Here is a 24,375-nt window from a genome sequence, read left to right on the forward strand (position 1 = left end):
CACATCCAGAAGCAAATCTGCGGTGAAGCAGACACGCACGGATCTCGTTCATGCGAATGCCTCGCGAATGCTCTCGGCGGATGCATTCTTTGATGCTACCAATCGGGCATGAACCAGCAGACTCGGGTCGATATCCGCCATTCTACCTGCCCGCACGATTGTCCGTCGGCCTGCGCGCTCGACGTCGAAGTGCTCGATCGGAAGACGATCGGCCGCGTTCGCGGCTCGAAACGGCAGACCTATACGGCTGGCGTGGTTTGCGCCAAGGTCGCGAGATATGCCGAGCGGATTCATCATCCTGAAAGGCTGATGCATCCGATGCGTCGCACCGGTCCGAAAGGCTCAGGGCAATTCGCACGCATCTCCTGGGACGAGGCATTGGACGAGATCGCGGAGCGATTTCTCCAGGCGGAGCAGGATTTTGGCGCTCAGTCGGTATGGCCGTATTATTACGCGGGCACGATGGGGCTCGTGATGCGCGATGGCCTCAATCGTCTCACCCATGTGAAGAAGTATTCGCGGTTCTACTCGACGATCTGCGCCAATGTCGCGCGTATCGGCTTTGCCATCGGCACTGGGAAGATCGCCGGCGTCGATCCGCGGGAGATGGCGCTCTCGGACCTGGTCGTGATTTGGGGCACGAACCCGGTGAACACGCAGGTCAATGTCATGACTCATGCCGCGCGCGCCCGAAAAGAGCGGGCCGCCAAGATCGCGGCGATCGATGTCTACGACAATGAGACGATGAAGCAGGCCGACATCAAGATCATCCTGCGCCCGGGCACAGACGGCGCCTTTGCCTGCGGCGTGATGCACGTGCTGTTTCGCGATGGCTTTGCCGACCGCGCCTATATGGAGAAGTACACGGACTGTCCTGCGGAACTCGAAGCGCATCTGCAGACGCGGACGCCGCAATGGGCATCGCAAATCTCCGGCGTTCCCGTGGCCGAGATCGAGGCGTTCGCCCGTCTGGTCGGAGAGACGAAGCGGACCTTCTTCCGACTGGGTTATGGCTTCACCCGCAGCAGGAACGGCGCGACGCAGATGCATGCGGCATCCTGCATTCCCGCGGTGACGGGCGCCTGGCAATACGAAGGAGGCGGTGCCTTCTTCAACAACGCGGCGCTGTGGCATTTCGACGAGTCCATCATCGAGGGCCACGACGCCGTGGATCATTCCACTCGCTTTCTCGATCAGTCCCAGATCGGGCGCATCCTGACGGGAGACGCGGTGGCCCTCTGTGGCGGCCCGCCAGTCAAGGCGATGCTGATCCAGAACACCAATCCGATGACGGTGGCACCCGAGCAGGAGCTGGTTCGCAACGGATTTGCGCGCGAAGACCTTTTCGTCGCCGTCCACGAGCAGTTCATGACCGAGACGGCGCTGATGGCGGACATCGTGCTGCCCGCCACGATGTTCATGGAGCATGACGATCTCTATTACGGCGGCGGCCATCAGCACATTTCGGTCGGACCGAAGCTGATCGACCCGCCCGGCGAGTGCCGGTCCAATCATGAGGTGCTGCAGGGCCTAGCGCGCCGGTTGCGGGCGGTGCATCCGGGCTTCGAGATGTCGCCGCGCGAGCTGATCGATGCGACGTTGAAGAAGAGCGGCCATGGCGATATCGCCGGGCTCGAGGCCGATGTCTGGCGTGACCTTCAGCCGGACTTTCGCACCTCGCACTATCTCGACGGTTTCGCGCACAGGGACGGTAAATTCCACTTCAAGGCCGACTGGGCTCATCCGCCATTCGGCCGCGTCATGGGCAATCCGGAGCGCATGCCGTCATTGCCCGACCATTGGGCGGTGACCGAAGAGGTCGATCAGCAGCATCCGTTCCGGCTTGCGACAAGTCCGGCTCGCTCGTTCCTCAACACCTCCTTCAACGAGACGCCATCGTCGCAGGCGCGGGAAGGGGGCCCCTCCGTCATGATCCATCCACTGGATGCAGCCCCGCTCGGCATTGTCGACGGCGACATCGTCACGCTCGGCAATGAGCGCGGACAGACCTCGCTTGCCGCCCGGCTGTTCGACGGAGTTCAACGCGGGGTGCTGATCGCCGAATCGATCCATCCCAATCGCGCCCATATCGGTGGACGGGGCATCAACGTGCTCACCGCAGCCGACACCGTCGCTCCGATCGGGGGCGCTGCCTTCCACGACAACAAGGTCTGGCTGCGCAAATCGGCGGGCTGACCAGCTCGGCAAAAGCCGAGTTATCAACATCCCTTTTGATTCCAAGGCGTTATTCACCTCTCACGCCTAGGAGCGGGCCGTTCACAGGATTATTTTACCTTTATCGGGCCTCTTGCATTCCCCGCTTGAGCGTCGCTCAAATTTGTTGTAAGCATTTTGAGCAACGCTCAAAAACGTGGAGAAGTCCCATGCAGGTTCTCAGCTCTCGCGCTCCGCAACTTTTTTCGATCAATCCCATGGTGATGCTGAACGGTCTGGCGCGGTCCGCGTCTCACCTTTTGACGGCGCGCGTCGAGCGCATCGCAAATGCCTGTGATGTTGCCGGTCTGCTCGCTGCGCGACGAGCGAGGCGGCTGGCCGGACAACGTCTTTTTCGTGCCGCCGGGCGCGAAGGGCGCCGGCTTCGCCGTGGCGGCCTATTCGGCTGCTTCCGCTACCTGAGCGAACTGACCTGACCTTGTCTCGAATCCCCATCTCAGGCGCAACGAAGCGGTCACCATGTCCTTGCGTTCCATACATCCCCTCCAGCTCCTACAGGTCTGGATAAGCCTTTTGCACACGACCTACGCGCTACTCTTCGTGCTGGTCGGCGACCAACAGCAGAACGCGAAACCGCATGACCGCGTCTAACGGGATGCATCACCGGCACCACTTCATTTCATCACCAACCCAGGCTCTTGCGGTCCTTGCGGCCAAGCCGCTGCAGCACACCAGGAATCGATCATGATCAAGCAGTTGATGTCGTCGCGTCGTTTTGCCCCGCTGTTCTGGGCCCAATTCTCCTCGGCGCTGAACGACAACGTTTTGAAGAATGCGTTGGTCATCATGCTGCTCTACGGCGCCGTGGCAACGCATGGCGACGCGCTTGTGACCGTGGCGGGCGCCGTCTTCATCTTCCCATTCTTCATCCTGTCCGGGCTCGGCGGCGAGCTGGCGGATCGATACGTCAAGGGAATCGTGGCGCGCCGGCTCAAGTTCGCGGAAATCTTTGCCGCAGGCTTCGCGGCGCTGGGCTTCTTTCTGCATTCGATCCCGCTTCTGTTCGTCGCCCTCGGCATGTTCGGTGTCATCGCCGCGCTGTTCGGCCCCGTGAAATACGCGATGCTGCCGGATCAATTGACGGTCGGTGAACTCGCTACTGGCAACGCGCTGGTAGAAGGTGCGACCTTCATGGCCATCCTGATCGGCACCATCGCCGGCGGCCAGCTCGTCTCCGGCTCGTCGCATATGGGATGGGTCGCTCTCGCCGTCATCGGCCTCGCGGTGATCTCCTGGGCTTCGGCGTCGCGCATTCCGCACACTTCGCCGTCGGCACCGGATCTGCGCATCACGGCCAACCCTTGGACATCGACCTCGCACCTTCTGAAGTCGTTGCATGCCATGCCCCGGCTGTGGGACGGCATGGTGATCGTGTCGTGGTTCTGGCTGGTCGGCGCCGTCGTGCTGTCGCTGCTGCCCGCGCTGGTCAAGGATGTCGTCGGCGGCACCGAGGGGGTGGTCACCTTGTGCCTCGCCGTCTTCGCGATCGGCATCGCCATCGGCTCGCTGTTCGCGGCGCATCTCAGCCACGTCAGGCCGAATCTCGCGCTGGTGCCGATCGGCGCAATCCTCATGGGCGTGCTCGGTCTCGATCTGTCCTGGACGATCGGGACGACAGCGACCGCGAAGGACCTCTCGCCGCTCGCCTTCGTCGGCTCCTGGGCGGGAGCGCGCATGCTGATTGATTTCGCGGTTTTCGCCTTTGGTGGCGGCCTGTTCGTGGTTCCTGCCTTCGCCGCGGTGCAGGCCTGGTCGGAGCCGACTGAGCGCGCCCGGGTCATCGCTGCCGGCAACGTGCTGCAGGCCGCCTTCATGGTGGTCGGCTCGCTGGGCGTGGCCGGTCTGCAGGCCGCAGGCCTCTCGATCGCCTGGATCTTCTTCGGTCTGGCTTTGGCGAGCTTCGGCGCCGTTTGGTTCGTGCTCAACAAATGGGGCAGGGAGGGCGTGCGCGACTTCGGCGCGATGCTGTTCCGCGCGCTGTTCCGCACTGAGGTGCGTGGGCTGGAGAACCTGCCGCCGGCCGGCACCCGCATGCTGATCGCGCCGAACCATGTCAGCCTGATCGACGGTCCGCTGCTCCACGCGGTGCTGCCGATCGATGCCACCTTTGCCGTCGACACCGGGATCTCCAAGGCCTGGTGGGCGAAGGTCTTCCTGAAACTTGTAAGCCACATCACGATCGACCCGACCAAGCCGCTCGGTGCTCGCGATCTGATCAAGCTGGTCGCCAGCCAGGAACCGGTGGTGATCTTCCCGGAGGGCCGCATCACGGTGTCGGGCTCGCTGATGAAGGTCTATGACGGCACCGCGATGATCGCCGACAAGGCCGACGCCGTCGTGGTGCCGGTCCGCATCGAGGGTGCGCAGCGCTCGCATCTCAGCTATCTCAAGGATGGCCAGATCAAGCGCTCGTGGTTTCCCAAGGTGACGGTGACGATCCTGCCGCCGGTGAAGCTCACCATCGATGCGGCTCTCAAGGGCAAGACCCGCCGCAATGCAGCTGGCGCTGCGCTGCAGGACGTGATGATCGAAGCCATGGTGAAGAACGCCATGCTGGATCGAACGCTGTTCGAGGCGCTCGCCCATGCCCATCGCGACCACGACACCGGCAAGGTGATGATCGAGGATCCGCTCGGCACCAAGCTGACCTATCGCAAGCTGCTGCTGGGCTCGCAGGTGCTCAGCCGCAAGCTCGAGCAGGGCACGATGGTGGGCGAGAACATCGGCCTGTTGCTGCCGAACTCCGCTGGCGTCGCCGTGGTCTTCATGGCGCTGCAGTCGATCGGCCGCGTGCCGGCCATGCTGAACTTCTCCGCCGGCCCGGTGAACGTGCTGGCGGCGATGAAGGCGGCGCAGGTCACGACCGTTCTGACGTCGCGGGCCTTCATCGAGAAGGGCAAGCTCGACAAGCTGATCGCGGCGATCGAGGGGCAGGCCCGTCTGGTCTATCTCGAGGACGTCAAGGCCTCGGTCAGCCTGGCCGACAAGATCAAGGGAATGATCGACGGCACCAGGCCGCGCGTCGCCCGCAATGCCGACCACCCCGCCGTGATTCTGTTCACGTCCGGCTCCGAAGGCACGCCAAAGGGCGTCGTCCTGTCCCATCGCAACATTCTCGCGAACGCCGCCCAGGCATTGGCGAGGGTCGATGCCAACGCTAACGATCTTGTGTTCAATGTTTTGCCGGTGTTCCACTCCTTCGGCCTCACCGGCGGCATGATGATGCCCATGTTGGCGGGCATTCCGATCTATATGTACCCGTCGCCGCTGCATTACCGGATCGTGCCCGAACTGATCTATCAGACTGGCGCCACGATCTTGTTCGGCACCGACACCTTCCTGACTGGTTACGCACGCTCCGCTCATGCCTATGATTTCCGCACGCTGCGGCTGGTCATCGCCGGCGCCGAGCCGGTCAAGGATCGGACACGGCAGATCTACATGGAGCGTTATGGCATCCGCCTGCTCGAAGGCTATGGCGTCACCGAGACCGCGCCGGTGCTGGCGATGAACACGCCGATGGCCAACCGGGTCGGCACCGTCGGGCGCCTGTCGCCGCTGATGGAGTACCGGCTCGACAAGGTGCCGGGCATCGAGGAGGGCGGGCGGCTTTCGGTCCGGGGGCCCAATGTCATGCTCGGCTATGTCAGGGCCGAAAATCCCGGCGTGCTCGAGGCGCTGCCGGAGGGCTGGCACGACACCGGCGACATCGTCACCATCGACGCGCAGGGCTTCATCACGATCAAGGGCCGCGCCAAGCGCTTTGCCAAGATCGCCGGTGAGATGGTGTCGCTGACGGTGGTCGAGCAGATCGCCGCGACCTTGTGGCCGCAGGCGGCTTCGGTCGCGGTGTCGATCCCCGATCAGCGCAAGGGCGAGCGCATCGTGCTGATCACGACGCAGAAGGATGCCGAGCGCTCCGCGATGCAGCGCCAGGCCAAGGGCCAAGGTGCGCCGGAGCTTGCGGTGCCGGCCGTCGTGATGGTGGTCGACAAGATCCCGCTGCTCGGTTCCGGCAAGACCGACTATGTCGGCGCCAAGGCACTTGCCGAGGCGAGTGCGGCAACCGCTACGACGGAGCGCGAGCCGGAGGAGCGGGAAGTCGCGTGATCGCATCGCTGCGCCGGCGTTCTCAGCACAGTGGCCCCCGCGGCGCGGGGGTTGTGCTGCTGCATGGCATCGCCGGCCGATCATTGATGCTGCGTCCACTGGAAAAGCGGTTGCAGCGCGCAGGTTTTGCGACGCTGAACCTCGACTATGAAAGCCGCAAGAAACCGCTCGAGTTTCTTGCCGACGACATCCGCCCGGCGATCGCCGATTTCACCGCCAGGATCGACGGTCCGATCCACTTCGTCACCCACTCGATGGGCGGGCTGCTGGCACGGGTCGCGATTGCGAAGCATCGGCCGGCGCGGCTCGGCCGTGTCGTCATGTTGGGAACGCCCAATGGCGGCAGCGAGCTTGCCGACCGGCTGCAGAACGTCGGGCTCTATCGCGCTTATTTCGGTCCAGCCGGCCTGCAATTGGTGACCACGAAGGACGTCACGCTCGCCTCTCTGCCACCCGCCGACTACGAGATCGGCGTGATCGCCGGCAACCGCTTCCTCGATCCGATCGCCGGGCTGTTCCTGCTGCCGTGGCCGAACGACGGCCGCGTCTCCGTCGAGAGCTGCAAGCTCGCCGGGATGACGGACCACACCACCATCAAGGCGTCGCACATGGGCCTGCTGGTGCATCCGACGTCGTTCCGGCAGACCATCGCGTTCCTGCGCACTGGCCAGTTCGAGCCGGTGCGTCCGCTGCTGCACGGGGTCATCGCCGAGATCGGCCGCCGCGCGGCCTCTTGACGCAAGTTTTCCTTGCCCGCGGCAGCTATCCCGCGACAATCTCGCATCCGACATCAAGCGACAGGCAAGGCGATGACCGACGACAGCGTGATTCTCGACAAGCGCGGGCAGGCCCTCTGGATCACCATCAATCGTCCGGAGAAGCGCAACGCGCTGAATGGCGACGTGATCGCCGGGATCTCGCGCGGCTATCGCACGGCACATGACGATCCCGAGGTGCGCGTGATCGTGCTGACCGGCGCAGGAGACAAGGCGTTCTGCGCCGGCGCCGACCTGCAGAACTCCGGCGCGGCCTTCGCGATGGATTTCTCCCGCCCGAATGTCGATTACGCGGACTTGCTCCGGCTGTCGCAGAATTCCACCAAGCCGGCGATTGCGCGCGTCGGCGGCGTCTGTATGGCCGGCGGCATGGGCTTGCTGTGCATGACCGACATGGCGGTCGCAGCCGATCACGTCGTCTTCGGCCTGCCGGAGGTGAAGGTCGGCGTGTTCCCGATGCAGGTCCTGAGCCTCTTGCAGAGTATCGCGCCGCCGCGTCTCGTCAACGAATGGGCGCTCACGGGCGAGCCGTTCGACGCCAAGACTGCACAGGCTGCCGGGCTGCTCAACCATGTCGTTCCCGCCGCCGAGCTCGACGGCAAGATGGACTGGCTGATCGGCCGTCTCGTCGACAAGTCGCCGACCGCCATCCGCCGCGGCAAATACGCCATGCGCGCCATCGCCTCGATGTCGTTCGACGAGTCCATCGCCTATCTCGAAAGCCAGATCGCGCTGCTGGCGATGACCGAGGATGCCAAGGAGGGCCTGAGGGCGTTTGCCGAGAAGCGCAAGCCGGTGTGGCCGGGGAAGTAGCTCGCTGCGGGTAGAGTGTGTGACGGCGGCTCTGTTGTTGCCGCTGTCATGCTCCGCGAAGGCGGAGCATCCAGTATGCCGAGGCCTCCCGGTTCGATGACCACGGCCTCTGGAATACTGGATAGCCGGCTTTCGCGGGCGATGACAGTGGAGGGGTGGAAAGGTTCTTTGCTCCAACAATATTTGTCCACATAGGGTGATACATGGATCCGCGATCTCGCGACGCTTCGCGTCCGAGTCTTGCGTCAGATTTCGCCCTCTGAACGAAGAGGGCGCAGGGAAGGCCGGGCGCTCGCCGCCCCCATGCCCGCCTGCAGGAAGAAAAGCAGGCGGCAGTGACCACAGGTTTGGCCGCAACTACCGGCCTTCCCTGCGCGACGGGCTTACGGCTTATACGTGATCTCCCTGGTGCGCCGGGCTTTCTGGCCACCATCCCCGCGCGAAGCAAAGCCTCGTCGCGAGTTGACATCAGCGTCGGGATGTCAGGACCACACGATTTCGCCGTCCGCCACGCCACCAGTCGTCTTGCGCAAACGCGCCTGATGCCGCGACGGCCATCGCATCACCGGCCCAACGCTTGTGACGATCGCGAGGCGCCCCCTCTCGTAAGCCGCGACGCCGTGAAATGTGCAGCTGATTTGCCCGACAAGACAACACCCACCGGGGTGCGACATAGTAACCCGACGGGCAAAGTCGCGTCAGGAGTGCGGCCGAAGCCGCATCGGCTGCAGCTTGTTGTACATCAGGCTGCGCCACAGCCATTCGATGGGGCCGAACTGAAACAGCCTCAGCCAGCACCAGCTCGCGATCACCTGGAGCACATAGACGACCACGCCGATGCCAAGTGCGAGCGAGACGCTGAGCCGGCCGAACAGGCCGAGGCCATAGCCGTAGAACACGACGCCGAAGATGACGGACTGCATGAGATAGTTGGTGAAGGCCATCCGGCCGACGGGAGCCGCCCAGCCTAGCAGGCGGGCGCCCCAGATGGTGCTTGCAGCCGAAAGGATCAGCGCACCATAGGCAAGCGCCAGGCTCACAGTCGCAAGCGATGCGCCGGCGTCGATCGTGACAGCGAGTGCGGCCAGGGCCGTCAGCAGCAGCATGACGCGGTGATGCGGCATATCGCGCAGAAGGCCGGATCGCCAGATGACGATGCCGGCGAGGAAAAGTCCGAGCGTGCGCGGAAAGATCCACAAATGCAGCGGCGCGATGGCGCTGATTTCGGACAGCCGGAACACCAGGATCTGCGAGAAGTTGCCGTTGGCATAGATGCGATTGGCATCGACAACATGCTGCATCATCCAGGAGGAGCTTAGTAGCGGCAGCACGGGAATAAGCCAGCTGGTGAAGTACAGCCCGAGCAGGGTGAGGCTGCTCGCGATCACCAGCCAGCTTGGCGCGAACAGGAACGGCAGCACGAGCAGTCCGGCAAGCGCATATTCGGTCAGGATGTCACCATTCCACAGCAGCGTCAGGTGCAAAATGCCGATCGCGAGCAGGACGAGCAGCCGCCGGAGCAGCAGGGGGATACGTCGCTCCGGAGCGATCCGGTCGAACTGCATGGCCAGCCCGATGCCGAACAGCAGCGAGAACAGGGCAAGCGCCTTCATGGAGACGGCGCGCGCGAGACCATCTTCGATGGCGCGATTGAAGGGCGAGTCTCCGACGATGGCCCACAAAAGCTTGACCGTCTCCGGTGATGACGATCCGGCGAAGAAGGTCGTGCCCGCTTCGTGCGCTCTCGGCGTCGGCAGAAATTGCTGGAAGATCGAGATACGGAACTCAAATACGACGTTGATGGCCATGACGCCAAAGAGGGCGAGGCCCCGGAGGATGTCGATGGCTGGCAGCCGGTCGCCACCAGAGGCAGGCCCCGTCGGATTAGCTGATCCGATCGTCGCAGTCATAGGGCTGAGAACTCATAAGCAGGGAATGGACTGACTTCCGCGTTCACAGGCAGGCGTCATGATGGCTTGCTGTCACCTCTGTGATCGCTCCTGCATCGTCTGACTTCCAGGTCACGTCGATCGTCTGCACACAGGCTGGATTGCCCCATCGATAGAAATGGACATTGGCGGTCTCGGACGTTCGGCATGGTGCATGAATCTCTCCCAGCCGCACCACGATATGTCCGTCGCGGACGCAATCCGGGAACGGTTCGAATCCTTGCTTCAGCAGCGTTGCTGTCAACATCGCGGCTGGTGTTCCGGATGGGAATTCCGCCTGAAGGTGGGCCGTGAGCCGTTTTCCGCTCTCCACTGATTTGAGCCAGGAGTCCGCAACGTCGTTCTCGAACATCGGAGGTGGCCGTGTATTCATGAACAGCGGCGAGGTGAGTATTGAAAGAAATAGAACGGCGGCCGGTGGATTGAAGATGGCGATGAAAGCTGACCCCGTCGCGAGCAATGCGGCACTGGCCATGAGGCCACGCAGCATCCATGTCAGCCACCGAGGGCGCATGCGATCGGTTTGTGCGTTTCGTCGTATCATGGGAGATGAACGTTAGCCCTGCGCAGCGTTGTGCGCAACGATCGCAATATTCCCGCCCAAGGGCATCTTTGTTGCTGCGAAGGACGGCAGTTGGCGCTAGCGTTGTGAGATGATGCAAAGTGGCCCAATTGCAACCGACGGCCTTCTCATCCGGCCGATGCGGCCGGAAGAGATTCCGCTGGCCATCGACTGGGCGGCGGCCGAGGGCTGGAATCCCGGCCTGTCCGATGCCGCGTGCTTTTCCGTGGTCGATCCGCAGGGATTTCTCATCGCCGAACGTGACGGTGTGCCGGTCGCGACGGTGTCCTGCGTCAACTACGACGAACGCTTCGCGTTTCTGGGCTTCTACATCGTACGTCCTGATCTGCGCGGGCATGGCTATGGCCTGCGGCTCTGGCAGGCTGCGATGGCGCATGCGGGATCGCGTGTCGTCGGCCTCGACGGTGTCGTCGCGCAGCAGGACAATTATCGAAAGTCCGGCTTCAAATATGCCTATGCCAATGTCCGCTACAGTGGGAAGGCCGCTACGGTGCTGCCCGCTGCTGCGCGATCGGACTTCGTTGCGCTGAGCGACGTGCCGCTGGCCGACATCGAGGCCTCCGACGCGGCTGTGTTTCCGGCGTCGCGCCGCGCGTTCCTGCAGGCCTGGATCGGAGCCCCCGGCCATGTCGGCCGCGCTGTCATCCGTGATGGCGCGCTTGCCGCCTGGGGCGTGATCCGGCCGTGCCGCACCGGCTCTAAGATCGGTCCGCTGGTCGCGCACAGCCGGGCCGATGCCGAGGCCATCGTCTCGGCGCTGCTGAGCGAGATCGGCGACTCCGAGGTCTTCCTCGATGTGCCGGCGATCAACCCGGAGGCGGTGGCGCTGGCGGAGAGTCTCGGGCTGAAGCCGGTGTTCGAGACCGCGCGCATGTACACCCGCCCGATCGCGCCACTACGCATCGAGCGGCTGTTCGGCGTCACCACTTTCGAGCTCGGCTAGCTCATTTGTCGAGCGGCCGCGCGAAGCTCAATTCGTGACCGTCGGGATCGGTGAGATGGAAGTAGCGCTCGCCCCATTCGGCGTCGCGCGGCGTGGTGGAGGGCGAGAAGCCGGCGGCCAGCGCCTTGGCGTAGACGGCGTCGACGTCCGAGACATGAAAGATGATGCGGCCCCACCAGCTCCACTGCTTGTCCTCCGGCATAGCGATCAGGTTGAGATAGCCCGCGCCGACTCGGAAGGTCGTGAACGGGGTGTCGGCGCCGCCATACGGGATGTCGTCGAAGCCGAGCGCGCGATAGAAGGCGACCGCGCGGGCCATGTCATGGGTGGCAATGGTGATCGCGCTGATGCTTTCGATGGTCATGCAGGCGCTCCGGACGGGAATGGATAGCGCGGAGCAGAAAAGCGCATCTCGCCGGTGTCACGCAAGCACCGCGTTGCAACGCGCGGCCTAGCGCCTCCCCCGCCGGCTCAGCGTCGCTCCCAGCGCAAAGAAGACAGCGGCCCCGATTGCGACGGTCGCGGCGCGGGCCACATCGCCGGGCACGAGCATCGCGTGCAGGGCCGCGCCACGGCTGAACGAGCCGCGGGTACGGTGCAGGCGTGTAACCGGGTGATCGAGATTGTCGGTGCGGTCGGGCACCAGCGGCACGTCGGTCTGCTGCCCGGCGATCGCCTTGGCGGCGAGGTAGCGGTCGAGCAAAGCCGGGGCGATGGCGTTGCCGAGGATGGTCAGCAGCGTCGGCCAGCCGATCCAATATTCGCGGAAGCCGCCATCGGCAACGCGATAGACGGCGTCAGCGATCACCTCAGGCTCCACCGGCCGGCCCATTGGCCGTGGCGTATGCGCAAGGTGCGCGCGAGCCCAGTCGAATTGCGGTGTGTTCACCGCGGGCAGATCGACGATGCAGAGCGTGATGCCTGAGCGCTCGTGCATCAGCTCGGCCCGCAGCGAGTCGGTGAAGCCCCGGATCGCATGTTTGGCGCCGCAATAGGCCGCCTGTAGCGGAATGCCGCGATAGGCGAGCGCCGAACCGATCTGGATGATGCGGCCTTCGCCGCGTCGGCGCATCGATCGCAGCGCCGCCATCGTGCCGTGCACGAAACCGAGATAGGTCACCTCGGTGACGCGGCGGAATTCCTCCGGTGTGATGTCGGCCACGGTCGAGAACACCGTTTCCATGGCGTCATTGATCCAGATGTCGACCGGACCCAGGCGCTGCTCGAGCCGCTCGGCAGCGTCGAACAGGGCCTGCGCATCGGCGACATCGACGGCCTCGTATTCGGCATGGGCAAACCGCGCCTGCAGCTCGCGCTGGACGTCGCGCAGCGCATGCTCATCGCGCGCGATCAGGCCGATGCGATCGCCGGCCTCGCCGAAGCGGTTCGCGATGGCACGGCCGACGCCGGCGGAGGCGCCAGTGATGATGATGGTGCGAGCTCGTCTGCGAGGCATGTCCGGTTCTCCACGCGCCCCGTCGTACAAACGTGCAGCAGCCGGCAATGTTTCGGGCCGGTCAAGCCGGCCGAATGAATTCTCCGTCAGCCGCGATCTGAGCCGTGGAATTCGACGCATGATCGATCAGGCTTCGAGAGGGCGGCCAGCCCCCTCGAGATTGTGGGACGGAAAAGCTCGCTGAGCTTTGCAGGTGCGACCGGAGCTCAGCCCGGATTGGCCTTGAGGCCGGCGGCCTCGATACCGGCGACGGCGCAGATCTCGTCATTGTCGGAGCTGTCGCCGGAGACGCCGACGGCGCCGACGAGCGTCGTGCCGTCCATGATCAGCACGCCGCCGGGCACCGGGACCATGCGGCCCTGGGCCAGCGTGTTCACGGCGTCGATGAAATAGGCCTGCTCCTGGGCGCGCTGGAACAGGGCGCGGGAGCCGAGGCCGAGCGCCAGCGCGCCATAAGCCTTGCCATGCGCGACCTCGGCCCGCATCAGGCTGGTGCCGTCCTGGGCGGCGGCCGCCTTCAGGCAGCCGCGGGCGTCGAGCACCATCACGGCGAGCGGCTTGAGCTTCTTCTCGATGCCCTTCGCGAGCGTGGCATCCAGAATCTTGCGAGCGGCGTCGAGCTTGAGATCGGCCATGTCGGTGTCCTTTGCGATTTGTGATGAAAAGTCGGCTCTATCATCCGTCATTGCGAGCGAAGCGAAGCAATCCAGGACGAAAGAAAAGGTCTGGATTGCTTCGTCGCTACGCTCCTCGCAATGACGAACATTGAGGTCGCGCTCCGCGGCGTCCGGTCTCTCGTGACCTACGTTGATGCTTGCGCCCGCTCCAGGCTCATCGCCAGGAGCTGCGCGGCGTGAACGGCACCGCGGGCGGCGCCGTCCTGGATCTGGTGGCGGCAGGAGGTGCCGTCGGCAACGATGAACGTTGCGGCGTCGGCGTTGCGCACGGCGGGCAGCAGCGACGCCTCCGCCATCTGCTGCGAGACCTCGTAGGTCTCCGCGCCATAGCCGAACGCGCCGGCCATGCCGCAGCAGGAGGATTCGATGGTCTCGACCGTGAGCTCCGGAATGAGTCGTAGCACCTGCTCGACAGGCTTGAAAGCGGCGAAGGATTTCTGATGGCAATGGCCGTGCAACAAGGCCTTACCGGGCAGGGGGGCGAGCGGCAGCGCCAGCCTGCCGCTCTCGGCCTCGCGCGCCAGAAACTCTTCCAGCAGCAGCGCGTGTGCGCTGATCGTTTTCGCGGTGGCGTCGTTGCGCAGCGACAGCAGTTCGTCGCGCAGCGTCAGCAGACAGCTTGGCTCGAGGCCAATGATCGGCACGCCGCGCGAGGCGAACGGCGCGTAGGTCTCGACCAGGCGCTGCAGCTCGGACTGGGCCTCGTCGACGAGGCCGGCGGAGAGGAAGGTGCGGCCGCAGCACAGGGCGCGGCCGCCATCGGCCGGCTTGGGCACGTAGACGCGATAGCCGCCGGCGATCAGCACGCGCAGCGCGGCGTCGAGATTTTCGCGCTCATAGACGCGGTTGAAGGTGTCGCCGAACAGCACGACCTCGCGGCCATCAGCCGGACCGAACGCGTCGGCGTCGACGCGGAAGGTGTCGGTGCGGAAGGCCGGAAGCTTGCGCTTGGCGCTGATGCCCGCAACGCGCTCCATCAGCACGCGCAGGGGCGCAACATGATTGCGCAGGTTCACGAGCGGCGCGATGCGGGCAGCCATATCGGCATAGCGCGGCAGATAGGCGACGAGCCGGTCGCGCAGCGTGAGGCCATGCGTCGTCGCCCGGGCCGCCAGCACCTCGATCTTCATCTTGGCCATGTCAACGCCGGTCGGGCACTCGCGGCGGCAGGCCTTGCAGGAGACGCAGAGCTTCAAGGTCTCCATCATCTCGTCGGACGACAGCGCGCCGGGACCGAGCTGGCCGGAGATCGCGAGCCGCAAGGTATTGGCACGGCCGCGCGTGACATCCTTCTCGTCGCGGGTGGCGCGATAGGACGGGCACATCACGCCGCCGTCGAGCTTGCGGCAGGCGCCGTTGTTGTTGCACATCTCGACCGCGCCCTGGAAGCCGCCGGCGGCACCCGGATAGGCCGACCAGTCGAGCACCGGCTTGATGTCGTCGACGATGCGGTAGTCCGGCGGATAGCGGAACAGCGAGCGGTCGTCCATCCTGGGTGGATCGACGATGCGGCCAGGATTGAGCACGTTCGCCGGATCGAAGCGCTGCTTGACCTCCTTGAAGTCGGCGACGATGCGGCTGCCGAACATCTGCTCGTGGAATTCCGAGCGCACGATGCCATCGCCATGCTCGCCGGAATGCGAACCCTTGTACTCGCGCACCATGGCGAAAGCTTCCTCGGCGATGGCGCGCATCGCCTTGACGTCCTTCTCCAGCTTCAGGTTCAGCACCGGGCGCACATGCAGGCAGCCCTCGGAGGCGTGCGCGTACATCGTGCCGCGCGTGCCGTGCCTGGCGAACACCTCGTTGAGCCGCGCGGTGTAGTCGGCGAGGTGGGGCAGCGGCACGGCGCAGTCCTCGACGAACGACACCGGCTTGCCGGCCTCCTTCATCGACATCATCACGTTGAGGCCGGCGGCGCGGAAGTCGGCGACGGCGGTCTGAAGCGCAGGGTCTGATATCTCGACGACGCCGCCCCATTTGCAGATCTCGTTGCTCCAGGAGAAGCCGAGATCACCCATCAACTCGGAGAGCTGCTTCAGCTTGGCGAGGTTCTCGTCCTTCGTCTCCTCCGCGAACTCGACCACCAGGATCGCGTCGGGATCGCCGCGCACCGCCGCCGCGATCACCGGCTGGAACATCGCGATGTCGCGGCCCAGCCCGATCATGGTGCGGTCGACCAGCTCGACCGCGATCGGCTTCAGCTTGACCAGATGCTGGGCCGCATCCATCGCCTGATAGAAGCTGCCGAAATGACAGACGCCGAGCACCTTGGTGCGGATCAGCGGCCACAGCTTGAGCTCGATCCGGGTGGAGAAGGCCAGCGTGCCCTCGGAGCCGACCAGCAGATGGGCCAGGTTGTTGGCGGCGTTGCGCGGCGTCAGTGCGTCGAGATTGTAGCCGCCGACGCGGCGCTGCACCTTGGGAAACCTGTCGGCGATCTCCGCGGCCTCGCGCTCGCCCAGCGCCAGCATGTCGCGAAACAACCTGCGCGCGCTGTCCGGCGCGCTGACGTCACGAAGGTCTCGCGCCACCTCGCCGAAATGCGCCAGCGTGCCGTCGGCCAGCGCGGCGTCGATGGCGATGGTGTTGTCGCGCATCGTGCCGTAGCGCAGCGAGCGGCCGCCGCAGGAATTGTTGCCGGCCATGCCGCCGATCGTGGCGCGGGACGCCGTGGAGACGTCGACCGGAAACCAAAGGCCGTGCTTCTTGAGCTGGCGATTGAGGTCGTCGAGCACGATGCCCGGCTCGACCACGCAGGTCCGCCCCTCGACATCGAGCGAGACGATGCGGTTCAGGTGCTTGGAGAAGTCGACGACGATCCCCTCGTTGACCGTCTGGCCGCATTGCGAGGTGCCGCCGCCGCGGGGCGTGACGATGCGGCCGTCGTCGCGGGCGATGGCGAGCGCACGCAGCGCCTCGTCCATCGTGCGCGGCACGACCACGCCCGCCGGAATGACTTGGTAGAACGAGGCGTCTGTGGCGTAGCGGCCGCGGTTGAAGCGGTCGAAGAAGACGTCGCCTGTCATCTCGGCGCGGAGCTTCTGTTCGAGCCTGGACGGACCGGCTTTGGCGTTCGGCATGGTGATCCCTGGTGGGGCCCGGCTGTCGTCCGGCGGGCGCTGTTCCGCCCGGTGTCATTCATTTCCGCAAATGCGTCAATCTGATTGCATGCAAATTTGCGCAATCCCCGGCGTTATTCGACCTTGTCTGGCTTGGCTGCCGCCAGCGGCGGCTGGCTCTCGGCGAAGTACGCGATCGCAGCCGCGCCCTTGTTGCGCAGATGCTGGAACAGGATGTCGGACAGCTCGCTTCCGGCGCGCCGGCGCAGGGCATCGAGGATCAGCTCATGCTCGCGCATGGCCTCGCTCCAGCGTTCGCGCTTGCGGGCGAAATTGGCCGAGAAGCGCACCCGGCGGATGCGGCCCGCCAGGCTCTCATAGGTCGCATGAAGGGTGGCGTTGGCGGCGGCGTCGACGATCGCCCGGTGGATCAACTGGTTCATGCGGAAATAGCCCTGCATGTCCTGCCGCATGTAGAATCCGTACATATCATGATGAAATTGCTCGATTTCCGCGATCGCTTCATCTGAAATCTTCTCGCAGGCGAGGCGTCCGGCGAGGCCTTCCAGGCCTCCCATCAGGTCGAACAGTTCGTGGATGTCGGCGGCGCTGAGCGGGCGCACCCGGGCGCCGCGATTGGGCAGCAGCTCGACCAGCCCCTCGGCTGCGAGCACCTTGAGCGCTTCGCGCAAGGGGGTGCGGGACACCCCCAGCATTTCGCAAAGCTGCCGCTCGGACAGGCGTCCGCCGTCGGCGACATGGCCCTCGACGATGTAGTCGCGCAGCCGCGCCAGGATCTCGTCATGCAGCGAGGTCTCGTCCCGCGCAGGCACGGATCGACCGCTTGGCCCTGCCAAGGGTGGCGTCTCGATATCGGGAATCGTGGAATTCATCTTACGCATTGTAGCGGTAGTTACAGATGTGGTCGACCTCGTGCGTGCATGCGATTGAGCTCTTGCATGCTGAAGAATTGAATGCAATCATGGGTGCCAGAATGCCGTCGTCGCCCGGAGCTCTGTCGTGACCCGTCCCCAAGGCCGTCATTTCTTGCATATTCCGGGCCCGAGTCCGGTGCCCGAGCGGGTGCTGCGGGCGATGGACATGCCGGTGATCGATCACCGCAGCGCCGAGTTCGCCGAACTCGGCAAGGCCGTGCTCGGCGGCTCGCAGGCGATCTTCAAGACCACGAGCCCGGTGATCATCTATCCGTCTTCGGGCACCGGCGCCTGGGAGGCTGCCATCGTCAACACGTTGTCGCCGGGCGACAAGGTGCTGATGGTCGAGACCGGCCACTTCGCCACGCTGTGGCGGCAGATGGCGGCGCGGTGGGGAATCGAGGTCGACTTCATTCCCGGCGACTGGCGCCGTGGCGTCGACCCTGCCGTCATCGAGGAGGCGTTGGTCGCCGACGCCGGTCATCGGCTCAAGGCGGTGATGGTCGTGCACAACGAAACCTCGACCGGCGCGACCAGCCGGATCGGTGAGGTGCGCGCCGCGATGGACCGCGCCAAGCATCCGGCGCTGCTGATGGTCGACACCATCTCCGGTCTCGCCTCGGCCGACTTCCGCTTCGACGAGTGGAAGGTCGATGTCGCCGTGTCCTGCTCGCAGAAGGGCTTCATGCTGCCGCCGGGGCTCGGCTTCAACGCCGTCTCGGACAAGGCGCGCCTTGTTGCCAAGGCCAACAAGATGCCGCGCTCGTTCTGGGATTGGGAGGACATGCTGAAGCTGAACGCGAACGGCTTCTTCCCCTATACCCCGGCGACGAACCTGCTCTATGGCCTGCGCGAAGCGATTGCCATGCTGCTCGAGGAGGGACTCGACCAGGTGTTCGCGCGCCACCAGCGGCTTGCGGCCGCGACCCGCGCCGCGGTCGAGCATTGGGGTCTCGAGGTGCTGTGCCAGGAGCCGAAGGATTTTTCCCCGGTGCTGACCGCCGTGCTGATGCCGCCGGGCCATGACGCCGATCAGTTCCGCCAGGTCGTGCTCGACAATTACAACATGTCGCTCGGCTCGGGCCTGTCCAAGGTCGCGGGCAAGGTGTTTCGCATCGGCCATCTCGGCGAGTGCAATGCGCTGACCCTGATGGCGGCGCTGAGTGGAGTCGAGATGGGGCTGCGTGCGGTCGGCGTGCCGCATCGCGCGGGCGGTGTCGATGCCGCGATGGTGCTGCTGGATGAGCCATCGCAGGGCAATGCGCCGCGCCAGCTTGCGGCGGTGAAATGAGGCCAAACCGCGTGCAGCAAGCTGGGGCGTCCCGCTATGCCGCACTGCACAGAAGAAGGGGATTTGTGTGCATCTGAGGGATGTCAGCCCGGAGCGATCGGTGCTTGCGTCTTCTTTATTGACGCCAGCGGTCTGGCGGGAGAAAAGCGCGGCCAGCGCGTGGGATGCCACGTCCGCGCACCAACCAAATGACCGGGGATGGACGCCAATGACTGTGCACACGGGACGGCATTTTCTTCAGATTCCGGGACCGACCAACGTGCCCGACCGCGTGCTGCGCGCGATGGACATGCCGACCTTGGACCATCGCGGTCCGGAGTTCGCGGAGCTCGGCTTCGCCGTGCTGGCGGCCAGCCAGCGCATCTTCCGCACCAAGCAGCCGGTGATCATCTATCCGTCGTCGGGCACCGGCGCGTGGGAAGCCGCGATCGTCAACGCGCTCGCGCCCGGCGACAGGGTGCTGATGGTTGAGACCGGCCAGTTCGCTGTGCTGTGGCGGGGCATCGCCGACAAGTTCAAGCTCGACGTCGACTTCATCCCCGGCGACTGGCGTCATGGCGCCGACATCGCGGCGATCGAGCAGCGTCTGGTCGACGACAAGGCGCACAAGATCAAGGCCGTCTGCGTCGTGCACAACGAGACCTCGACCGGCTGCCTAACGCCGCCGCTCGAGGTGCGCAAGGCGCTCGACCGGTCCGGCCACCCGGCACTCCTGATGGTCGACACCATCTCCGGCCTCGGCTCGATGGAGTATGAGCACGACGCGTGGGGCATCGACGTCTCCGTTGCGGGCTCGCAGAAGGGCCTGATGCTGCCGCCGGGCCTCGGCTTCAACGCCGTCTCGGAGAAGGCGCTCGCCGCCGCCAAGGCCAATCCCGGCATGCGCTCCTACTGGGACTGGCAGGAGATCATCACCTTCAACAAGCTCGGCACCTTCCCGTACACGCCGGCCTGCAATCTGCTGATGGGCCTCAACGAGGCGCTGAAGATGCTGGAGGAGGAGGGGCACGAGAACGTGTTCGCCCGCCACCGCCGCCACAGCCTTGCGACGCGCGCCGCCGTGAAGGCGTGGGGCCTCGACACGCAATGCGCCGATCCGCAGGCGCATTCGCCGGCGCTGACCGGCGTGGTCATGCCCGAAGGCCATGACGCCGATCAGTTCCGCAAGACCGTGCTGGAAAACTTCGACATGTCGCTCGGCACCGGCCTCAACAAGATCAAGGGCAAGGTGTTCCGCATCGGCCACATCGGTCATTTCAACGACCTGATGCTGATGGGGACGCTCGCCGGCGTCGAGATGGGCCTTGCGCTCGCCAATGTGCCGCATCGTGCCGGTGGCGTGCTCGCGGCAATGGACGTCCTGAAGGCGCGCGAGGCGGCGCCAATCCCGAAGGTGGCCTGATGACCGCGCCTGTGACCGGCTCCGACGATCTGATCTATGCCGTCGACGACGGCATCGCCAAGATCACCTTCAACCGGCCGCAGGCGCGCAACGCGATGACCTTCGCGATGTACGACCGGATGGCCTCGATCTGCGAGGCCATCAACGCCGATCGGTCGATCAAGGCGCTGATCCTGACCGGTGCGGGCGACAAGGCGTTTGCCTCCGGCACCGATATCTCGCAATTCCGCGCCTTCAAGACCGCGCAGGATGCGCTCGACTACGAGGCGCGGATCGACCGCGTGCTCGGCACGCTGGAGCTGTGCCGTGTGCCGGTGATTGCGGCGATTGCGGGCGCCTGCACCGGCGGCGGCGCCGGCATTGCCGCCTGCTGCGACATTCGCATCGGCACCGAGACGGCACGTATCGGTTTTCCGATCGCGCGCACGCTCGGCAACTGCCTGTCGATGTCGAACATCTCGCGCGTGGTCTCCTTGATCGGACCGGCGCGCACCAAGGATCTGATCTTCAAGGCACGGTTGGTCGAGGCGCCGGAGGCGCTCGCGCTCGGTCTGCTCAACGAGATCGTGCCTGACGTCGAGACGCTGCAGACACGCGCGCTGGAGACCGCGAGGCTCATCGCCTCGCACGCGCCGATCACCCTCGAGGTGACCAAGGAGGCGGTGCGCCGCATTCGCCGGACCCTGTCGCGGGACGAGGGCGAGGATTTGATCCTGCGCGCCTATATGAGTGAGGATTTCCGCGAGGGCATGGAGGCGTTCCTCAACAAGCGGACGCCGAACTGGAAAGGCAAGTAGTCCAATGCCGTGCTTGCGACCTTATGCCGAGGAACATGAGGCCGCATCATGCTTGTGTTCTTGAACTGACCACAATAAGCCAGCAGTATCCTGGTAGGATGCAAGCTGGCGCTTCGAACGGGGAAGAAACACGTGCGCAAACTCATCAAGATCGCGGCCGCAACGGCGGCCTTTTTCGCAACTGCGCCCGCCTTTGCCGGCTGGGAGCCGACCAAGCCGGTCGAGATTGTCGTCGCCGCAGGCGCCGGCGGTGCATCAGACCAGATGGCGCGGATGATGCAGGCTGCCATTCAGAAGAACAATCTTCTGAAGCAGCCGGTTGTCGTGTCGCTGAAGGGCGGCGCGTCGGGCGCCGAAGCCCTGATGTACATGAAGTCCAGCGACGGCGATCCGAACAAGATCCTGATCGCCTATTCGCTGATCTACATGCTGCCGCTGTCGGCCAAGCTGCCGTTCGACTGGCACGAGCTGTCGCCGGTCGCGGTGATCGCACTCGATCAGTTCGTGCTGTGGGACAACGTCAACGGCCCCAAGACGGTGAAGGAGTTCATCGAGGCTGCCAAGGCGTCGAGCTCGCCGTTCAAGTTGGGCGGCACCGGCTCCAAGCGCGAAGATCACGTGCTCACGGTCTTCATGGAGAAGAAGACCGGAGCCAAGTTCTCCTATCTGCCCTACAAGTCGGGCGGCGAGGCTGCGACCCAACTGGTCGGCGGGCACACCGAAGCGAACGTCAACAATCCTTCCGAGAATCTCGAAGTCTGGCGCGCCGGCCAGGTGCGTCCGCTCTGCGTGTTCGACAAGGAGCGCATCTCCTACACGACCAAGGTCACGGAGACGCAGTCCTGGAACGACATTCCGACCTGCAAGGAGGAGGGGCTGGACGTGCAATACCTGATGCTGCGCGCGATGTTCCTGCCGGGCAAGGTGACGCAGGAACAGCAGGAGTTCTACGTCGACCTGTTCAGCAAGCTGGTGCAGACACCGGAGTACAAGGACTACATGGAGAAGCAGGCGCTGAAGCCGATCTTCCTCACCGGCAAGGACATGCTGCAGTTCCTCGAAGAGGACGGCTCGCTCAACAAGCAGCTGATGACGGAAGCCGGCTTCGTCGCCAAGTGAGGCTGGGCGGGGCGAGGGGATGAGGAGGATCGATGTCCAACGCTGAGCTCGAGATTGCCGTCGACGATCCGACCGCGCCGGAGGAGAATTCTCCGGCCGTCACCTCTACCCGGACCGTCGACGTCGCGGTGTCGCTGCTGCTGCTCGCGCTCGCGTCCGTACTCGCCTGGGACAATTGGCGGACCGGCGCGTCCTGGGACTCGACCGGTCCGGAGCCCGGCTACTTTCCGTTCTATCTGTCGGTGATCCTCGGCGGCGCCAGCCTTTACGGGATCGGTGCCGCCTTCCTGTCGAGCAAGGAAGCGGTCGAGACCTTCGTGACGCGCGCGCAGCTGCGGCGCGTGATGGCCGTGTTCGTGCCGACCTTGTTGTTCTGCATCGCGATGCAGTTTCTCGGCATCTATGTCGCGAGCTTCCTGCTCATCGCCGGGTTCATGCGTCTCGTCGGCAAGATCGCGATCTGGAAATCGCTGCTCACGGCGTTCCTGTTCAGCGCTGTGATGTTCGTGACGTTCGATGTCGTGTTCGACGTGATCATGCCGAAGGGCCCGCTCGAAGCGGCGTTCGGGTACTGACACCGGTCTCTCCCCCCGTCATTGCGAGGAGCAACGCGACGACGCAATCCAGGGCTGCGCACTCGACTCTGGATTGCTTCGCTGCGCTCGCAATGACGAGGAAACAGTTGGAATGAAATCATGGAAGCCTTGGGTCTGCTGCTGCACGGGTTCGCGGTCCTCCTGACCTGGAAGACGCTGCTGCTGATGATGGTTGGGCTCGTGCTCGGCGTCTTCGTCGGCGTGCTGCCCGGGCTGGGGGGGCCCAACGGCGTCGCCATCCTGCTGCCGCTGACCTTCTCGATGGACCCGACCTCGGCCATCGTGATGCTGTCCTGCATCTACTGGGGCGCGCTGTTCGGCGGCGCCATCACCTCGATCCTGTTCAACATTCCCGGCGAGGCGTGGTCGGTGGCGACTACTTTCGACGGCTATCCCATGGCGCAGCAGGGCAAGGCAGCGGAGGCGCTGACGGCCGCCTTCACCTCGTCGTTCATCGGCTCGCTGGTCGCGGTGATGCTGATCACCTTCCTGGCGCCCTGGATCTCGTCGTTTGCGCTGAAGTTCGGTCCGCCTGAATTCTTCGCCGTGTATCTCCTGACCTTCTGCTCGTTCGTGGGCTTGGGACGCGAGGACAAGCACAAGACGGTCATTGCGATGGCGCTCGGTCTGCTGCTTGCCGGCGTCGGCATGGACACCGTGTCCGGTCAGTTGCGGATGACCTTCGGCTCGACCGATCTGTTGCGCGGCATCAACTTCCTGGTCGCGGTCATCGGCCTGTTCGGCATCAGCGAGATCCTGCTGACGATGGAGGAACGCCTGGCGCTGCGCGGTCACGCCGCAGCGATCTCCTTGCGCACGGTGCTCGCCGTCTGGAAGGACCTGCCGAAATACTGGATGACCCTGCTGCGTTCCTCGGTGATCGGCTGCTGGCTCGGCATCACGCCGGGCGGCGCGATCGCAGCCTCCTTCATGGGCTACAACCTCGCCAAGCGCTTCTCCAAGAATCCGGACAGTTTTGGCAAGGGACGCATCGAGGGCGTGTTCGCGCCTGAGACGGCCGCGCATGCCTCGGGCACCGCGGCGCTGCTGCCGATGCTGGCGCTCGGCATCCCCGGCTCGGGCACCGCGGCGATCCTGCTCGGAGGCCTGATGGTGTGGGGCCTCAATCCCGGCCCGCTGCTGTTCGTGGAGCACAAGGACTTCGTCTGGGGCCTGATCGCGTCGATGTATCTCGGCAATGTCGTCGGCCTCGTGCTCGTGCTTTCCACCGTGCCGATCTTCGCCTCGATCCTGCGCGTGCCGTTCGCGGCCGTGGCGCCGATGATCGTGGTGTCCTGCGCCATCGGCGCCTACGCGATCCAGAACGCGATGTTCGACGTCTGGCTGATGCTCGGCTTCGGCGTCGTCGGCTATGTCTTCAAGAAGATCAAGATCCCGCTGGCGCCGTTCACCTTGGCGCTGGTGCTCGGCAGCCGTGCCGAGGACGCGTTCCGGCAGTCGATGATCATCTCCGGCGGCAACATGAAGGTGTTCTGGGCGAACGGGCTGGTGGGCACCATCACGACGCTGGCGATCGTGCTGCTGTTCTGGCCGCTGATCGATCGTGTGATCGCGACCTTCAGCAAGTCGGGAGCGCCGGCCGCGAAGGCCGAGGCTTAGTACGGTTGTCG

General features: G+C 64.7%; 19 protein-coding genes. 12 read left to right on the plus strand and 7 right to left on the minus strand.

The genetic code is table 11. From position 1 onward, the window contains the following. Positions 1 to 108 precede the first annotated feature (108 nt). The 5 genes from QW861_RS08125 to QW861_RS08145 all read left to right on the plus strand — a co-directional run bounded on the left by QW861_RS08125 (position 109) and on the right by QW861_RS08145 (position 7,934). Positions 109 to 2,196 carry a molybdopterin oxidoreductase family protein gene (locus QW861_RS08125; protein ID WP_316192899.1) on the plus strand — a complete coding sequence of 696 codons (2,088 nt, stop codon included), beginning with the start codon at positions 109 to 111 and terminating at the stop codon, positions 2,194 to 2,196. A gap of 188 nt (positions 2,197 to 2,384) precedes the next feature. Then, positions 2,385 to 2,651 (plus strand): hypothetical protein, encoded by a 267-nt coding sequence (locus tag QW861_RS08130; protein WP_315753528.1) that lies wholly within the window; start codon positions 2,385 to 2,387, stop codon positions 2,649 to 2,651. Positions 2,652 to 2,919: 268 nt separating this feature from the next. Continuing rightward, positions 2,920 to 6,345, plus strand: a complete 3,426-nt coding sequence (locus QW861_RS08135; RefSeq protein WP_315753529.1) for an acyl-[ACP]--phospholipid O-acyltransferase — start codon at positions 2,920 to 2,922, stop codon at positions 6,343 to 6,345. Continuing rightward, the gene (locus tag QW861_RS08140) at positions 6,345 to 7,082 is read left to right on the plus strand and encodes an esterase/lipase family protein (RefSeq protein WP_315753624.1); all 738 of its coding nucleotides are present in this window, start codon (positions 6,345 to 6,347) and stop codon (positions 7,080 to 7,082) included. The genes QW861_RS08135 and QW861_RS08140 overlap by 1 nt, the downstream gene beginning before the upstream one ends. Positions 7,083 to 7,154: 72 nt before the next feature. Beyond that, complete coding sequence (locus QW861_RS08145) at positions 7,155 to 7,934, plus strand: enoyl-CoA hydratase/isomerase family protein (RefSeq protein WP_315753532.1); 780 nt, start codon at positions 7,155 to 7,157, stop codon at positions 7,932 to 7,934. Between the two features lie 698 nt (positions 7,935 to 8,632). On the opposite strand, the gene QW861_RS08150 is transcribed toward QW861_RS08145, so the two are convergent. After that, positions 8,633 to 9,742, minus strand: coding sequence for a DUF418 domain-containing protein (locus tag QW861_RS08150; RefSeq protein WP_315753534.1), 1,110 nt, complete (start codon positions 9,740 to 9,742; stop codon positions 8,633 to 8,635). Positions 9,743 to 9,887: 145 nt separating this feature from the next. Continuing rightward, positions 9,888 to 10,373, minus strand: coding sequence for a hypothetical protein (locus QW861_RS08155; RefSeq protein ID WP_315753536.1), 486 nt, complete (start codon positions 10,371 to 10,373; stop codon positions 9,888 to 9,890). A 211-nt stretch (positions 10,374 to 10,584) separates the two neighbouring features. Here QW861_RS08155 and QW861_RS08160 point away from each other — a divergent pair, with 211 nt between their 5' ends. Beyond that, positions 10,585 to 11,409: a GNAT family N-acetyltransferase gene (locus QW861_RS08160; RefSeq protein WP_315753538.1), complete on the plus strand. Its 825-nt coding sequence runs from the start codon at positions 10,585 to 10,587 to the stop codon at positions 11,407 to 11,409. Between the two features lies 1 nt (position 11,410). Here QW861_RS08160 and QW861_RS08165 read toward each other — a convergent pair whose 3' ends face one another. The 5 genes from QW861_RS08165 to QW861_RS08185 form a co-directional block, all read right to left on the minus strand. Continuing rightward, positions 11,411 to 11,773 (minus strand): VOC family protein, encoded by a 363-nt coding sequence (locus tag QW861_RS08165; RefSeq protein WP_315753540.1) that lies wholly within the window; start codon positions 11,771 to 11,773, stop codon positions 11,411 to 11,413. 87 nt (positions 11,774 to 11,860) lie between these two features. Further along, positions 11,861 to 12,865: an SDR family oxidoreductase gene (locus QW861_RS08170; RefSeq protein WP_315753542.1), complete on the minus strand. Its 1,005-nt coding sequence runs from the start codon at positions 12,863 to 12,865 to the stop codon at positions 11,861 to 11,863. A 206-nt stretch (positions 12,866 to 13,071) separates the two neighbouring features. Beyond that, the gene (locus QW861_RS08175; protein WP_315753544.1) at positions 13,072 to 13,500 is read right to left on the minus strand and encodes a GlcG/HbpS family heme-binding protein; all 429 of its coding nucleotides are present in this window, start codon (positions 13,498 to 13,500) and stop codon (positions 13,072 to 13,074) included. Positions 13,501 to 13,667: 167 nt separating this feature from the next. Further along, entirely contained in the window at positions 13,668 to 16,625 is a 2,958-nt protein-coding gene (locus tag QW861_RS08180; protein ID WP_315753546.1) for an FAD-binding and (Fe-S)-binding domain-containing protein, read from the minus strand. Positions 16,626 to 16,738: 113 nt separating this feature from the next. After that, positions 16,739 to 17,497 (minus strand): GntR family transcriptional regulator, encoded by a 759-nt coding sequence (locus QW861_RS08185; protein ID WP_315753548.1) that lies wholly within the window; start codon positions 17,495 to 17,497, stop codon positions 16,739 to 16,741. Between the two features lie 127 nt (positions 17,498 to 17,624). Here QW861_RS08185 and QW861_RS08190 point away from each other — a divergent pair, with 127 nt between their 5' ends. The 6 genes from QW861_RS08190 (at position 17,625) to QW861_RS08215 (ending at position 24,364) form a co-directional block, all read left to right on the plus strand. Continuing rightward, positions 17,625 to 18,830 (plus strand): alanine--glyoxylate aminotransferase family protein, encoded by a 1,206-nt coding sequence (locus tag QW861_RS08190; protein ID WP_315753550.1) that lies wholly within the window; start codon positions 17,625 to 17,627, stop codon positions 18,828 to 18,830. Between the two features lie 208 nt (positions 18,831 to 19,038). Beyond that, positions 19,039 to 20,232: a pyridoxal-phosphate-dependent aminotransferase family protein gene (locus QW861_RS08195; protein WP_315753552.1), complete on the plus strand. Its 1,194-nt coding sequence runs from the start codon at positions 19,039 to 19,041 to the stop codon at positions 20,230 to 20,232. Beyond that, positions 20,232 to 21,029, plus strand: coding sequence for an enoyl-CoA hydratase/isomerase family protein (locus QW861_RS08200; RefSeq protein ID WP_315753554.1), 798 nt, complete (start codon positions 20,232 to 20,234; stop codon positions 21,027 to 21,029). Before QW861_RS08195 ends, QW861_RS08200 begins: the two co-directional genes overlap by 1 nt. Positions 21,030 to 21,161: 132 nt before the next feature. Next, a complete protein-coding gene (locus QW861_RS08205) occupies positions 21,162 to 22,148 on the plus strand; it encodes a tripartite tricarboxylate transporter substrate binding protein (protein WP_315825115.1) in 987 nt (328 codons plus the stop codon). Between the two features lie 32 nt (positions 22,149 to 22,180). Next, the gene (locus QW861_RS08210; RefSeq protein ID WP_315753558.1) at positions 22,181 to 22,723 is read left to right on the plus strand and encodes a tripartite tricarboxylate transporter TctB family protein; all 543 of its coding nucleotides are present in this window, start codon (positions 22,181 to 22,183) and stop codon (positions 22,721 to 22,723) included. Positions 22,724 to 22,843: 120 nt separating this feature from the next. After that, positions 22,844 to 24,364, plus strand: a complete 1,521-nt coding sequence (locus tag QW861_RS08215) for a tripartite tricarboxylate transporter permease (RefSeq protein ID WP_315712921.1) — start codon at positions 22,844 to 22,846, stop codon at positions 24,362 to 24,364. Positions 24,365 to 24,375: the final 11 nt, after the last annotated feature.

This window comes from Bradyrhizobium sp. SZCCHNRI1029, from assembly GCF_032487555.1.
GTDB lineage: Bacteria > Pseudomonadota > Alphaproteobacteria > Rhizobiales > Xanthobacteraceae > Bradyrhizobium.